This is a genomic window from Brevundimonas sp., from assembly GCF_044239655.1.
In the GTDB taxonomy this organism is placed as follows: domain Bacteria; phylum Pseudomonadota; class Alphaproteobacteria; order Caulobacterales; family Caulobacteraceae; genus Brevundimonas.
This window is the reverse complement of the sequence record NZ_JBIIAY010000088.1, coordinates 1-13,299: the sequence shown is the minus strand read 5'-3', so window position 1 is coordinate 13,299 and position 13,299 is coordinate 1. Positions and strand designations below refer to the sequence as shown.

Annotated in this window: 14 protein-coding genes; 7 read left to right on the top strand and 7 right to left on the bottom strand. The window is 68.4% G+C overall.

The window, feature by feature from the left end; genetic code table 11:
• Both ACILQR_RS11835 and ACILQR_RS11830 read left to right on the top strand, forming a co-directional pair.
• Nucleotides 1-967: RcnB family protein (locus ACILQR_RS11835; RefSeq protein ID WP_395651610.1), on the top strand; the 967-nt coding region annotated here is incomplete at its 5' end.
• 167 nt (nt 968-1,134) lie between these two features.
• A complete protein-coding gene (locus tag ACILQR_RS11830) occupies nt 1,135-1,596 on the top strand; it encodes an RcnB family protein (protein ID WP_271144205.1) in 462 nt (153 codons plus the stop codon).
• 110 nt (nt 1,597-1,706) lie between these two features.
• Here ACILQR_RS11830 and gatB read toward each other — a convergent pair whose 3' ends face one another.
• The 4 genes from gatB to ACILQR_RS11810 all read right to left on the bottom strand — a co-directional run bounded on the left by gatB (nt 1,707) and on the right by ACILQR_RS11810 (nt 6,142).
• Nucleotides 1,707-3,203 carry an Asp-tRNA(Asn)/Glu-tRNA(Gln) amidotransferase subunit GatB gene (gene gatB, locus ACILQR_RS11825; RefSeq protein WP_395651609.1) on the bottom strand — a complete coding sequence of 499 codons (1,497 nt, stop codon included), beginning with the start codon at nt 3,201-3,203 and terminating at the stop codon, nt 1,707-1,709.
• A complete protein-coding gene (gene gatA, locus ACILQR_RS11820; RefSeq protein ID WP_395651608.1) occupies nt 3,203-4,681 on the bottom strand; it encodes an Asp-tRNA(Asn)/Glu-tRNA(Gln) amidotransferase subunit GatA in 1,479 nt (492 codons plus the stop codon). Before gatA ends, gatB begins: the two co-directional genes overlap by 1 nt.
• A 2-nt stretch (nt 4,682-4,683) precedes the next feature.
• Nucleotides 4,684-4,971, bottom strand: coding sequence for an Asp-tRNA(Asn)/Glu-tRNA(Gln) amidotransferase subunit GatC (gatC, locus tag ACILQR_RS11815; RefSeq protein WP_395651607.1), 288 nt, complete (start codon nt 4,969-4,971; stop codon nt 4,684-4,686).
• 592 nt (nt 4,972-5,563) lie between these two features.
• Nucleotides 5,564-6,142, bottom strand: coding sequence for a hypothetical protein (locus ACILQR_RS11810; RefSeq protein WP_395651606.1), 579 nt, complete (start codon nt 6,140-6,142; stop codon nt 5,564-5,566).
• Between the two features lie 117 nt (nt 6,143-6,259).
• Here ACILQR_RS11810 and ruvX point away from each other — a divergent pair, with 117 nt between their 5' ends.
• From ruvX to pyrC, 3 genes are read left to right on the top strand one after another with little or no spacing between them, the layout of a single operon-like run.
• Nucleotides 6,260-6,739, top strand: a complete 480-nt coding sequence (ruvX, locus tag ACILQR_RS11805; protein ID WP_395651605.1) for a Holliday junction resolvase RuvX — start codon at nt 6,260-6,262, stop codon at nt 6,737-6,739.
• A gap of 45 nt (nt 6,740-6,784) precedes the next feature.
• The gene (locus ACILQR_RS11800; RefSeq protein ID WP_395651604.1) at nt 6,785-7,777 is read left to right on the top strand and encodes an aspartate carbamoyltransferase catalytic subunit; all 993 of its coding nucleotides are present in this window, start codon (nt 6,785-6,787) and stop codon (nt 7,775-7,777) included.
• On the top strand, nt 7,774-9,051 hold the full coding sequence (gene pyrC / locus ACILQR_RS11795) for a dihydroorotase (RefSeq protein WP_395651603.1): 1,278 nt from the start codon (nt 7,774-7,776) through the stop codon (nt 9,049-9,051). The genes ACILQR_RS11800 and pyrC overlap by 4 nt, the downstream gene beginning before the upstream one ends.
• Before the next feature lie 27 nt (nt 9,052-9,078).
• Here pyrC and ACILQR_RS11790 read toward each other — a convergent pair whose 3' ends face one another.
• Nucleotides 9,079-9,999, bottom strand: a complete 921-nt coding sequence (locus ACILQR_RS11790) for a glycerophosphodiester phosphodiesterase family protein (protein ID WP_395651602.1) — start codon at nt 9,997-9,999, stop codon at nt 9,079-9,081.
• A gap of 135 nt (nt 10,000-10,134) precedes the next feature.
• Here ACILQR_RS11790 and plsY point away from each other — a divergent pair, with 135 nt between their 5' ends.
• Nucleotides 10,135-10,773 (top strand): glycerol-3-phosphate 1-O-acyltransferase PlsY, encoded by a 639-nt coding sequence (gene plsY / locus ACILQR_RS11785; protein ID WP_395651601.1) that lies wholly within the window; start codon nt 10,135-10,137, stop codon nt 10,771-10,773.
• Complete coding sequence (dprA, locus tag ACILQR_RS11780) at nt 10,770-11,855, top strand: DNA-processing protein DprA (RefSeq protein ID WP_395651600.1); 1,086 nt, start codon at nt 10,770-10,772, stop codon at nt 11,853-11,855. The genes plsY and dprA overlap by 4 nt, the downstream gene beginning before the upstream one ends.
• Here the strand turns inward: dprA and ACILQR_RS11775 are convergent.
• Together ACILQR_RS11775 and ACILQR_RS11770 are read right to left on the bottom strand one after the other, a co-directional pair.
• On the bottom strand, nt 11,803-13,071 hold the full coding sequence (locus ACILQR_RS11775) for a serine hydrolase domain-containing protein (protein ID WP_395651599.1): 1,269 nt from the start codon (nt 13,069-13,071) through the stop codon (nt 11,803-11,805). The two genes, dprA and ACILQR_RS11775, sit on opposite strands and share 53 nt — an antisense overlap.
• A 23-nt stretch (nt 13,072-13,094) precedes the next feature.
• A partial coding sequence (locus tag ACILQR_RS11770; protein WP_395651598.1) for a KH domain-containing protein occupies nt 13,095-13,299 on the bottom strand: 205 nt, incomplete at its 5' end.

Below are 13,299 nucleotides of genomic sequence, written 5' to 3'. Positions count from 1 at the left end.
GCCGGCCCTCGCGCCGGTGGCGACCCTCGCCCAGGACATAGGCGACCGGGGTCAGGACGACCGCGCCCAGGGCCCCCGTCGTGACGGCGGGCGTCCCGGCAATCGCGAGGAAACCGCCGGGGGCGATCGCGGCGGTCGCGACACCAGTGGCGACCGTCGCGGCGGTGGTGGTGGCGGTGGTGAAGGGGGTGGAGGGCGGACGCCTCCTGTCCGCAACGACCCGCCCGCCCCGGCTCCGCAGCCCCAACCTGATCGTGCAGCCGGCAACGGCGGCGGCCAGGACCGGGGAGGACGGCCCGATCGCGGCGGTCGTCCGGACCGCGGAGGAGACAACGGCGGCCAGGATCGTGGCGGCAATCGGGGTGATCGCGGCGGCGACCGCAACGGCGGCAACGGCGGCTGGAACGGCAGCGGTCCGGCTCGCCCTGACCTCGGCAGACCCAACCAAGGCCGTCCGGGTCAGGATCGCCCCGGCCGGGACCGTCCGGGCCAGGATCGTCCCAACCGTCCGGACAACAACGGCGGCTGGAACGGCAACGACCGCAACCGTCCGGGCGACTGGAACAACGGCGGCGACCGCAGCCGTGACCGGGACCGCACGCGCCAGGAGTACCGCAGCCGCTTCGATTCCAACCGCTGGCAACAGAACTGGAACCGCAGCCACCGGTCCGACTGGTGGCGGTCCGACCGTCGCTTCAACGGCTGGTCCGGCGTCCGCTTCGGCTTCTATTTCGCGCCCGGCTACGGCTATTACAGCGTGCCCCGGAACTACTACGGTCGCCACTATACGGCGGGCGACTACCTGCCCTCGATCTTCTGGCGCTATTCGGTGAACGACTACCGCACCTATGGCCTGGGCTATCCGCCCCCGGGAACGCGGTGGGTCTATGTCGACAATGCGATTTATCTGATCGACGAGTACGACGGCTATATCCTCGACGTCATCCGCGACGCCTGGCGCTGGTAGTCGCGGCCGCAACAACGATTTCGGCCCCTCCTCGGAGGGGCCGTTTTTGTTTCCGGCGGAGTTAACCCTGAATGGGGCGTTCAGGATCGGTTCAGGCAGCGCCGACGATCCTGTCCTCACGGTGGGGTTCAACAGCCGCTGCAGGCGGCTCAGCTCAGGAGACCGAGATGAAGAGGATGATCAAGTTCGCCGCGCTCGCCGTCGCCACGGTGGCGATGACCGCAGCGCCCATGGCCGCGTCGGCCCAGTCGTGGCGCGGGGGCGGTGATCGCGACCGCGACGGCCGCTACGAACGCTGGGAGCGCCGCGCGGACCAGAACCGCCACGACGGCGGCCGCTATACCCGCAACGAGCGCTACAACGACTACCGGCGTGGCCAGCGGGATCAGTACCGGGACAACCGCTACTATGGGCCGCCGCACGGCAACGCCTATGGCTACAACCAGCGTCGCTGGTATCGGGGGGCGACCCTGCCCTATCAGTACCGGTCCAACTGGTACATCCGGGATTATAATCGGTACGGCTATGCGCCTCCGCCCCGTGGCTACGGCTACTACCGCACCGACACCGGCGACATCGTCGTCGCGGCGCTGGCGACCGGTGTGATCCTGTCGTTGCTGGGGAACTGAGCCCCGCAAGCCATTGAAATAAAGGGCCCGCCCGGAGCGATCCGGGCGGGCTTTTCGCTGGCGCGAACCGCGCTCAAGCAGTGAGCCGGCGTGCGGCGAGCGATAGCGCCCTAAACGATGCCCAGCTTGGCCTTCAGGATCGCGTTGACGGAGGCCGGGTTGGCCTTGCCGCCGGTGGCCTTCATGACCTGGCCGACGAACCAGCCCAAGGCCTGGGGCTTTTCGGCGACGGCGGCGGCCTTGTCGGGGTTGGCGGCGATCAGGTCGTCGACGGCCTGTTCGATGGCGCCGGTGTCGTTGACCTGGATCAGACCGCGCGCCTCGACCACCTGACGGGGCGAGCCCTCGCCGTTCCAGACGTGGTCGAACACCTCCTTGGCGATCTTGGAGGAGATGACCCCCTCCTCGATCAGGGCGACCAGTTCGGCGACGTAGGCGGCCGGAAGCGGGCTGGCGTCAAACTCAAGGTTATCGGCCGACAGCCGCGCCGACAGCTCGTTGGTGACCCAGTTGGCGACCAGCTTGGCGTCGCGGCCCGCTGCGGCGGCCTCGAAATAGTCGGCCTTGGCCTGGTCCGAAATCAGGACGACGGCGTCGTATTGCGACAGGCCGTACTGGCTCATCAACCGGCGGCGCTTCTCGTCGGGCAGTTCGGGCAGGTTGGCCTTGATGTCGTCGATCCAGGCCTGTTCGAGTTCAAGCGGCAACAGATCAGGGTCGGGGAAGTAGCGGTAATCGTTCGCCTCTTCCTTGGACCGCATCGACCGGGTCTCGTTCTTCGTCGGATCATACAGGCGGGTCTCCTGGATGATCTTGCCCCCGTCCTCAAGGATCTCGATCTGGCGGCGCGCCTCGATGTTGATGGCCTGGCTGATGAAGCGGAACGAGTTGACGTTCTTGATCTCGCAGCGGGTGCCCAGGTGGCTGAAGTCCCCGTCCGCCTTGAACTTCGCGTACTGGCCCTCGCGGCAGACCGAGACGTTGACGTCGGCGCGCAGGTTGCCCTTCTCCATGTCGCCGTCGCAGGTGCCCAGATAGATCAGGATGGTCCGGATCTTCTTGACGTAGGCGACGGCCTCCTCCGGCGAGCGGATGTCGGGCTTGGAGACGATCTCCATCAGGGCGGTGCCGGCGCGGTTCAGGTCGACGAAGCTCTCGGTCGGCGACAGGTCGTGGATCAGCTTGCCCGCGTCCTGTTCCAGGTGCAGCCGCTCGATGCCGACATTGAAGAACGACCCGTCCTCGGCCTCGACCTCGACGACGCCCTCGCCGACGATGGGGAAGTAGAGCTGGCTGATCTGATAGCCGGTGGGCAGGTCGGGATAGAAATAGTTCTTGCGGTCGAACTGGCTGCGCCTGTTGATCTGGGCCTTGAGGCCCAGGCCGGTCTTGACCGCCTGTTCGACGCAGTGGCCGTTCAGGGTCGGCAACATGCCGGGAAAGCCGGCGTCGACCAGCGACACCTGCTCGTTCGGCCCCGCGCCGAAGCCCACGGCCGCGCCCGAGAACAGCTTGGCCTTCGACGCCACCTGGGCGTGGATCTCCAGCCCCATGACGATTTCCCAGGCACCGGTGCGGCCCTGGATGAGGTTCGATTTGTCAGCCATTACCACCACTTCTCCGCCTTGGCCGTGAAGCCCGCCGCCTTCTCCAGCGCCGAGGCCACCTGGAACACGGTCGCCTCGTCCAGCGCCTTGCCGATGACCTGGAGGCCCAGGGGCAGGCCGTTGGCGTCGACGCCCGCAGGCACCGATATCCCCGGCAGGCCCGCGAGGTTGGCCGTCACCGTGAAGATGTCGTTCAGGTACATGGTGACCGGATCGACCTCCTTGTCGCCGATAGCGAAGGCGGCCGACGGGGTGGAGGGGGTCAGGATGGCATCAACCTGGTCCCACACATTGTCGAAATCCTCGGCGATGCGGCGGCGGACCTTGAGCGCCCGGACGTAGTAGGCGTCGTAGAATCCGGCCGACAGCACATAGGCGCCGATGGTCAGGCGGCGCTGGACCTCCTTGCCGAAGCCCTCGGCGCGGCTGGTCTCATAGAGGTCGGTCAGGCTCGTGGCGTTCTTCGCACGATGCCCGAACCGCATCCCGTCGTAGCGGGCCAGGTTGGACGAGGCCTCGGCCGGGGCCACGATATAGTAGGTCGGCAGGGCGTACTTCGTGTGCGGCAGGGAGATGTGGACGATCTCGCAGCCGGCGTCCTTGAGCCAGGTCATGCCCTGGGCCCAGAGGCCCTGGATCTCGTCGGGCATGCCGTCGACGACGTATTCGGCGGGGACGCCGATACGCAGGCCCTTGACCGAGTTGCCGACGAAGCGGGACCAGTCGGGGGTCGGGATGTCGAGGCTGGTCGAATCCTTGATGTCGAACGAGCACATCGACTTGAGCAGCAGGGCCGCGTCCTCGACGTTTTTCGCGATGGGGCCAGCCTGGTCCAGCGATGAGGCAAAGGCGACCATGCCGTATCGGCTGGCGCGGCCATAGGTGGGCTTGATCCCGACCGTGCCGGTGAAGGCGGCCGGCTGGCGGATCGAACCGCCGGTGTCCGACGCCGTGGCGGCCAAGCAGAGGTCGGCGGCGACGGCGCAGGCCGATCCGCCCGAGCTGCCGCCCGGGGTCAGGTCAGCGTTTGAACCCTTTGATTTCCAGGGGTTCACGACCGGACCGAAGGCCGATGTCTCGTTTGACGAGCCCATGGCGAACTCGTCCATGTTCAGTTTGCCCAGCATCACCGCCCCGTCGCGCCACAGGTTGGCGGTGACGGTGGATTCATACGGCGGGACGAAGCCGCGCAGCATGTTGGAGCCGGCCGTGGTCTGGACACCGTCGGTGCAGAACAGGTCCTTGATGCCGAGCGGCGCGCCTTCGAGCACGCCGCCCTGGCCGGCGGCGAGCCGCGCGTCGGATGCCCTGGCCATGTCGATCGCCTTGTCGGCGGTGACCTCGACATAGGCGTTCAGGATCGGGTTGGCGGCCTCGATATTGGACAGGAAGGCGCGGGTGATCTCTTCCGAGGAGAAGTCCTTGGCCTTGAGGCCGTCAACGGCACCCTTGAGGGTCAGTTGGGTCAGGTCGCTCATGACTATTCCACCACCTTGGGCACGGCGAAGAAGCCGTCGGCGGATTTGGGGGCGTTGGACAGGACGTCGGCCACCTTGTTGCCGTCGGTGACGACGTCGTCGCGCAGACGCAGGGCCTGAGCGACGTTGGAGGTCATCGGTTCGACGCCCTCGACGTCGACCTCGCTGAGCTGGTCGATCCAGGCCATGATGCCGTTCAGCTCGCTGGCCAGCGGCTCCAGCCGGTCTTCGGGCGTCTTGATGCGGGCGAGAAAGGCGACCTTGCGCACGGTCGCTGCGTCGATGGCCATGCGGCCCTCCGGATAGTCGAGGCGAGAGGGCCGGTGACTAGCCGTCCGGGGCCGGAATCACAAGGATTCGCGCCGAGCCCGGGCGGTGCGGCCGGACCGTCCGGACGGAAAAACAGAGTCCGAAAGGTCCGAATGGTCTGAACTCGCCGATGTCCGGACTCAAAAACAGAGTCCGGAGAGTCCGTTGAGTCCGGACTCAAAAAATGAGTCCGAAGAGTCCGAAGAGTCCGGTCTCTGCCGGTGTCGCGGGTGTGTTTCTGGCTGTGATTGTCAAAGACCGGGGTCGAACGGTCAGTCTACCACGGCCACGACGGGCGCCAGGTCGAAGGGCGCGAGATCGCGGCAATCCCTTGCTGGACAAGGGATTGGTGCATTGAAGTTGGATAACAGCGGCCCGACCATCGCATCATTTCCGTCATCCTCGGGCTTGTCCCGAGGATCCAGACTCACGCTGGTGCCGGTGGGCGATGGCCTGAACGCAAGATGGACACCGTGGGACAGGCTACGACCGGGATTCTGGATCCTCGGGACAAGCCCGAGGATGACGGATATCTGGGAATGCAGTCCCGCCCGCCGACCGACGCATCAGTCCCTAATCCGCTGGCATCATCCGCACATTGACGGGCTGGGTCTCGTGAATCGGGCCGACGGGGAAGACGATGATGGCGCGGCGCTTGCGGCTGCCGATCGTGCCCTGGGCGTCCATAGTGCTTTCTTCGATTTCCAGATCGACCTGGCCCGGCACCTCGTTCAGCACCTTGAAGTCCAGGAAATCGCCCAGGCCATAAACCCACCAGCCGTCGGCCGGGCTGCGGTAGAAGGCGATGTATGTCTGGAGCCCGTTCATGGCCGGATCGCCGCCCGCCGTGCCGAAGATCTTGGCCCCGACGCCCTGCTGCTTGTCGAGGGCGTAGAGTTCGACCACCCCGGCCGAATATTGCAGGGTCTCGTCCGGCAGGGCCTTGACCGGCAGGCCGCGCGAAGTGGGCGTCAGGGGCGCGATGGTCGGCGGCGTTCCGGCGACGTCGGGCACGACGGTGGGCGGTGCCGGGGTCGCAGCCGTTGGGGCGGCGGGTTGCTGGAAGGCGGTCCAGGCGGCGGTCAGCCGGTCGCAGCCCGACAGGGACAGGGCGGCCAGCAGGGCGGCGGCGGTGATCAGGCGCGTGGTCATCGGTTCCTCCGGTTCCGGGCGACAGTGGCGCGGGACCGGGCGCGATACAACGGCGTTCGCCCATAACGAGGTTGCACGGCCTTTGACGCAGGCCTGCGCGGGGTCTACCGCACCGCCGTGCCCGTACTCGACCTTCTCGACCTGTCCGCAGCCTGTCCGCCCAATACGGCGTGGATGGGGCTCGACCTCGGTGAACAGACGATCGGTGTGGCGACGTCGGACACATCCCGGATGATCGCCAGCCCGCTGGAGCTGGTGCGCAAGTCGAAATTCACCCAGGACGCCGAACAGCTGTTTCGCCTGATGGCACACCGCAAGGTGTCGGGGCTGGTGATCGGCCTGCCCATGAACATGGATGGGTCGGAGGGTCCGCGCGCCCAGTCGTGCCGGGCCTTCGCGCGCAACCTGATCCGGCTGCGGGATGTGCCCATCGCCTTCTGGGATGAGCGGCTGTCGACCAGCGCGGTCGAGCGGTTCCTGATCGACGAACTGGACCTGAGCCGCAAGCGCCGTGCCGGGGTCGTCGATCGCACCGCCGCCGCCTGGATCCTGCAAGGGGCGCTGGATCGGGTGCGGGATCAGGCGACATGGGTGTGACGCCCTGTTTCCTAATGCGCGGTCTGGCCTTATAGCCCGGCTTCGATGACCCAGGCCTCCGCTGTCACCGACCTGATCTCCGAGCGGCTGGTCCCGTTCCCGACCCCCCATTTCCTGTCCGCCGGCGACCTGAACCCGCCCGCTGCGCTAGCGCTGCTGGACGTCGCCGACGTGTTCGTGGACCTGAACCGGCTGGCGGCCAGCGAGGGCGGCAAGACGCTGGACCTGCTGCACGGGCGCACGGTCGTGAACATCTTCTTCGAGAACTCGACGCGAACGTCGTCGTCGTTCGAGATCGCGGCCAAGCGGCTGGGGGCCGACGTGGTGACCATGCCGGTGCAGGCTTCGTCGGTGGCCAAGGGCGAGACCCTGATCGACACGGCCGTGACCTTGAACGCCATGAAGCCCGACATCCTGGTAGTCCGGCACGGGGCCTCGGGCGCGGCGGCCCTGCTGAGCCAGAAGGTCGGCTGTGCGGTCGTGAATGCGGGCGACGGGCGCCATGAACATCCGACCCAGGCCCTCCTGGACCTGCTGTCGCTGCGACGCGCGTTCGGGGATGTCGGCGGGCTGACGGTGGCGATCTGTGGCGACATCACCCACAGCCGGGTGGCGCGGTCGAACGTGGCTTTGCTGTCGATGATGGGGGCCCGCGTCCGGCTGATCGGGCCGCCGACCCTGGTGCCCGGCGACGCCGACCGCTGGGGCTGTGAGGTCTTCCACGACATGCGCGAGGGGCTGGAGGGCTGCGACGTCGTCATGATGTTGCGGCTTCAGCTGGAGCGGATGGAGGGGGCCCTGGTGCCGTCGACGCGCGAGTATTTCCGCTTCTGGGGCCTGGACCGCGAGAAGCTGGCCTGGGCCAAGCCGGGCGCGAAGGTCATGCATCCGGGGCCGATGAACCGGGGCGTCGAGATCGATTCGGACGTCGCCGACGACCTGTCGGTGTCGCTGATTCAGGATCAGGTCGAGATGGGGGTGGCGGCGCGAATGGCGGTGCTGGCGTCGCTTTGGGCCCGTTCGGGAGCCGCCCGATGACCGCGCTCGCCATCATCAACGCGCGCCTGCTGGATCCGGCCAGCGACTATGACGGCCATGGCGCGGTCCTGATCGCCGACGGGCGGATCGTCGAGGTCGTGCGCGGCGGCGACGTCCGCGTGCCGGCGGGCGTCGAGGTCGTGGACGCGCGGGGCCTGTGCCTCGCCCCCGGCCTGATCGACATCCGGGTCAAGACCGGCGAGCCGGGGTTCGAGCCCAAGGAGACGCTGAAGTCGGCCAGTCTGTCGGCGGCGGCGGGCGGGGTCACCACCATCGTCATCCAACCGGACACCGATCCGGCCGTGGACGACCCGGCCATGGTGGACTTCATCCAGCGGCGCGGGGCGGCGTTGAACCTGGTCAATGTCTATGCGGCGGGCGCGGCGACCCAGCGGCGCGAGGGCCAGCGGATGGCTGAGATCGGCCTGATGCACGAGGCGGGCGCGCTTTACTTCACCGACGGCGACCGGGTGATCGCCTCAAGCCGGACCCTGCAACGGGTGATGAGCTACGCCGCCGCCTTCAACGCCCTGATCGCGTGTCGGCCCGCCGATCCGTGGCTGAGCGAGGGCGGAGTGGCGACGTCGGGGGAGCTGGCGACCCGTCTGGGGCTGTCGGGCGTGCCGGCCATCGCCGAACGCATCCAGCTGGACCGCGACCTGGCCCTGGTCGAGCAGACGGGCGCGCGGTTCCTGGTCGACCAGATCTCGACCGCCGATGCGCTGGACAGTCTGGCGCGGGCGCGGGGCAAGGGGCTGGAGGTCGCGGCCAGCGTCTCGATCAACCACCTGTGCTTCAACGAGATCGACATCGGCGACTATCGGACCTTCTACCGGCTGGACCCGCCGCTGCGGCCTGAGAGCGACCGGCAGGCGCTGATCGAGGCGGTGCGCGACGGCCTGATCGACGTCATCACCTCGGCCCACGCCCCCCTGCCCGCCGAGGACAAGCGCCGTCCGTTCGCGGAGGCTGCGCCCGGCGCGATCGGTCTGGAGACCCTGCTGGCCGCTGCGCTCAGCCTGCACCACGAGGACGGGGTGCCGCTGCTGGATATCCTGCGGCCCATGACGGCGGGGCCGGCGGCCTTGCTGGGGCTGGACAGCGGCGTACTGGAGCCGGGTGCCCCGGCGGACCTGGTGCTGTTCGACCCGGACGCACCGGTGATCGTGGATGCCGCGACCCTGAAGTCCAAGTCCAAGAACTCGCCATTCGACGGGCGGCGGTTGCAGGGCAAGGTGGTCGGGACCTGGGTGGGCGGACGGAAGGTTCACTGACCCGCCCCCTCTCCTAGCGGGAGAGGGTCAGCGTGGGCAGGTCGCCGCTGCCGCGACCTCGGCGGCCAGGACGCCCTTGACGGCCAGGGGCGCGTCGGTGGCGATGACGGTGACACCCTGTTCGTACAGGCGGCGGTATTCGGACACGTCGCCGTCGGCCGCATAGAGGTCGTCGAGGCGACGACCGGCTGCGCCCAGGGTGCCGAACTGGGCCTCGACGCCGCGCGCTTTCAGGGCGGCCCACTGCGCCGGATCGGGTGAGCCCGCGCCGGTCCAACCAAGGATCTGGGCGTCGTTCAGCCCGTCGAGATTGCCCATCGACTTGGCACCGGCCGAGATCATCATCTCGGGCGCGAGGGCGGCGACGGCGCGGGCGGTTTCGGGGGAATAGGTGATCAGGATGACGCGGCCCTGGGCACCGACCCGTCGGACCTCCACGACCACGGCGCGAGCCAGGACCATGGTCGCGGCCTCGTCGGCGGGCTTCAGGTCGATGGAGGCGATGGTGCCGGCCGCGTCGGCGGCCGAAAGAGCCTCGGCCAGGGTCGGCGGGGCTTCGTCGGTCAGGGTGCCGTCGGGGGCGGTCAGGCGGGTGGCCTTGACCTCGGCCAGGGTCAGGTCGGCGACCTTGCCGGTGCCTGTCGTGGTCCGGTCCATGGTGTCGTCGTGCATGAGGACCAGCTTGCCGTCGCGGGTCAGGACGGCGTCGATTTCGACGATGGCACCGGGGATGACGCGGCCGGTGGCAGTGATGGCGGCGACGGAGTTCTCGGGCTGGTCGTCGGCGGACTGGGCCCGGTGGGCGGAGATGGCGACGCCGCGTTCGCGCACGCAGTCGAAATAGGCGGCCAGGATCGGGCCGTCCGACGCTTGTGGCCGCGCAGGCGTCACCGCGCAGGCGGACGTCAGGGCCAGAAGGGCGAGGCCGGCGAGGGTCGGACGGATCATGGGCGGGGTCTCTACGAACGGACGCGGACCAGTGCCACATTCGGTCGCGTCGTCAAGCGTCACCCCAAGTTGCGTCTTGCTCGCAAGCCGGCCCCGACGCATCTTGCGGCTCAAGACCAAGGGGAGCGACTCACCGTGCAGTATCTCGTGGCGCCGGCCATCGGCGGGCTCGCCTTCGTGGCGGTTGCCGGATACCTGCTGGGCTCGATTCCGTTCGGGGTGCTGATCACCCGTGCGGCGGGCACGGGCGACGTTCGCAACATCGGATCCGGCAATATCGGCGCGACCAATGTGCTGAGGACCGGCCGCAAGGACCTGGCCCTGGCGACCCTGCTGCTGGATGCAGGCAAGGGGGCGGTGGCCCTGCTGCTGGCGCGGTGGCTGTTCAACAGCGATCTGGCCGGGGCGATCGGCGGCGGCGCGGCGTTTCTGGGCCACCTGTTTCCGATCTGGCTGAAGTTCAAGGGCGGCAAGGGGGTGGCGACCTTCTATGGCCTCTTGCTGGCGGCGCACTGGCCGCTGGGGCTGCTGGCGGCAGCGATCTGGCTGCTGGTGGCGTTCGGGCTCAGGTATTCGTCGCTCGCGGCCCTGGTGTCGGCGGCCTGTGCGCCGGTGCTGGCGGTGCTGCCTCTGGAGATGCTGGGACTGCCCGCGCCGAACCCTGTCGCGGCCCTCGCCCTGTTCACGGCGGTGCTGATCTACATCCGGCATCATGAGAATATCGGCCGGTTGGTGAAGGGTCTCGAACCTCGCATCGGTGCCAAGAAGGCGTGAGCGCACCGCTCGACGAGGCGGAGCGGTTTGCGCGGCTGAGGCTGGCGCGCACCGACTGTGTCGGGCCGGTGTCATTTCGTCAGTTGCTGGACCGGTTCGGCACGGCGGTTCTGGCGCTGGATGCCCTGCCCGACCTCGCCAGGCGCGCCGGATCGACCGGATATGACCTGCCCCCGGTGGAGCGTATCGAGGCCGAACTGGCCGCCGGCGAGCGCAAGGGCGCGGTCCTGCTGGTGCTCGGCGATGCCGCCTATCCCGACAGGCTCGCCGCCGTCGATCCGCCGCCGCCGGTGCTATGGACGCGCGGCGACGTGGGCCTGCTGTCCGGCGAGACCATCGCCATGGTCGGGGCCCGAATCGCCTCGGCGGGTGGCCAGAGGATCGCGCGGGGGCTGGCCCAGGCCTTGGGTCAGGACGGTTTCGTCGTGGTGTCGGGTCTGGCGCGCGGCATCGATGCGGCGGCGCATCTGGGGGCGCTGAAGACCGGGACGGTGGCGGTGCTGGGCGGCGGGGTCGACGACGTCTATCCGCCCGACAACGCCGAACTCTATGACCAGATCGTCGATCAGGGTTGCGTCGTGTCCGAAAGTCCGATGGGGGCGCGGGCCCAGGCGCGGGACTTTCCCCGGCGCAACCGCATCATCTCGGGCCTGTCGCGCGGGGTGATCGTGGTCGAGGCGGAGTTGAGGTCCGGGTCGCTGATCACCGCACGGCTGGCAGGAGAACAGGGCCGCGATGTCTTCGCTGTGCCGGGATCACCCCTCGACCCGCGCTCGAAGGGCCCGAACGAGCTGCTGCGTCAGGGCGCGATCCTGTGCGAGGGCGTGGACGATGTACGGCGGGGTCTGGAGACGCTGCGGACCCTGCGCGAGCCGCCCAGCGACCGGTTCGAGGCAATGCCGGACGATGTGGATCAGGCCCTGATCGAACGCGTCGCCGCCCTGCTTTCGCCCACACCGACACCGCGCGACGAATTGGCCCGGGCCTGCGCCGCGCCGGTGGCCCATGTGGCGGCGGCGCTGCTGGAGCTCAGTCTTGCGGGGCGGGCGTCACTTCTGCCGGGCGGGCTGGCGAGCCTCTAGACAGGGTGGTCGGGAAGGGCCTTCCGAGCGCCTCGGCCAGGGCCTGTTGGGCCAGCAGGAAGACCTCGTCGCGCTGGTGGTAGTTGTTCGACAGGACGATCACCGTGATGTCCTCTTCCGGCTGATGGATCACCAGGTTGCGGAACCCCGACCAGCTGCCGGTATGATAGATCTGCGGCGCCTCGAACGCGGGCTGGACCTGTCGGCCCAGGCGGTTGGCGAAGATGCCGTAGCCCCAGGCCCGGTGCGGACGACCGCGCTCGTCGGGGGTGTCGGGCGGCGAATGGTCGGCGATCATCTGGGCGTAGCCGTAGGGGCTCAAGATTCGCCCGCCGTGCAGGCCCCTCTGCCAGGCCAGCATGTCGTCCAGCGTCGAATACAGGGCTCCGGCGCCGGTGACGACGCTGACGTTGGCCTGGGGCTGGGCCGCCAGACCGCTGGGGAAGTTGGCGTAGCCCATGGCGAGGTTGGGGACTTCGCCCAGACCGGTTTGGGTCAGGCCCAGGGGCTCGAACAGGGCGGTGCGCAGATAGGTCTCGAAGGGCATGCCGCTGGCCTTCTCGACGATGGCGGCGGCGAGGTTGAAGCCGGCGTTGTTGTAGCGGACCTTGGTCCCGGGCTCGAACTGAAGCGGATAGCGCGCTGAATCGGCGGTCAGCTCGGCGAGATTGGTCGGCGTCACACGCCTCAGACCCCACGCCGGACGGGCCATCAGGTCCGGGATGCCCGAGGTGTGGGTCAGCAGGTGGTGGATGCGGATATTGGCCCAGGCGGCGGGGCACGGCTGGATCCACTTGCAGACCGGATCGCTGATGGTCAGCCTGCCCTCGTCCTGCAGCTTCAGGATGACGACGGCGGTGAACTGTTTGGACACGGAGGCCAGGCGGAAGGGGGTGTCGAGCGCCAGCGGGCGGTCTTCATCGGCATTGGCCGGGCCCTGGACCCAGCGGAACAGCACCTGATCCCCTCGCGCGACCAGAATGCCGCCCATGAAGCGCTGATGGTTCGCCAGGCTGGCAGACAGTTGGGGCAGGTCATTGACGGCGACGACCGGCGGACGCTTGAGCTCGGCGACGGCGGGGTGCGCCAAGGCGGTCGGCTCGGCCGTGCGCACACCGGTCCAGGCAGCCAGGGCCAGGACGCCGCAGAGCATGACGATCAGGACGGCGGCGAGGCGACGGGGATGGTTCCCGGCGCGGCGGGGGACATGGAACACGGACTTTACGCGAACTCTTGGAACTAGACGTCGTACTCGAGGCCGAACTGGGCGTAGAGGGCCCGGCTGTCCTGCCATTTGGGATCAACCTTGACGGTCACGAACAAATGCACGGGCCGGTCGAGCAGTTCGGTCAGCTCTTCGCGCGACTTCTGACCGATCCATTTCAGGGTCTGGCCGCCCTTGCCCAGGATGATCGGGCGCTGGCTCTCGCGCTCGACATAGATG

What these genes read in the sequence shown, in the direction of transcription:
- ACILQR_RS11800 (WP_395651604.1), top strand. Translation starts at nt 6,785, where the DNA reads ATGACCCAGGCCTCCGCTGTCACCGACCTGATCTCCGAGCGGCTGGTC.
- gatB (WP_395651609.1), bottom strand. Translation starts at nt 3,203, where the DNA reads ATGGCTGACAAATCGAACCTCATCCAGGGCCGCACCGGTGCCTGGGAA.
- gatA (WP_395651608.1), bottom strand. Translation starts at nt 4,681, where the DNA reads ATGAGCGACCTGACCCAACTGACCCTCAAGGGTGCCGTTGACGGCCTC.
- pyrC (WP_395651603.1), top strand. Translation starts at nt 7,774, where the DNA reads ATGACCGCGCTCGCCATCATCAACGCGCGCCTGCTGGATCCGGCCAGC.
- ACILQR_RS11810 (WP_395651606.1), bottom strand. Translation starts at nt 6,142, where the DNA reads ATGACCACGCGCCTGATCACCGCCGCCGCCCTGCTGGCCGCCCTGTCC.
- ACILQR_RS11830 (WP_271144205.1), top strand. Translation starts at nt 1,135, where the DNA reads ATGAAGAGGATGATCAAGTTCGCCGCGCTCGCCGTCGCCACGGTGGCG.
- gatC (WP_395651607.1), bottom strand. Translation starts at nt 4,971, where the DNA reads ATGGCCATCGACGCAGCGACCGTGCGCAAGGTCGCCTTTCTCGCCCGC.
- ACILQR_RS11790 (WP_395651602.1), bottom strand. Translation starts at nt 9,999, where the DNA reads ATGATCCGTCCGACCCTCGCCGGCCTCGCCCTTCTGGCCCTGACGTCC.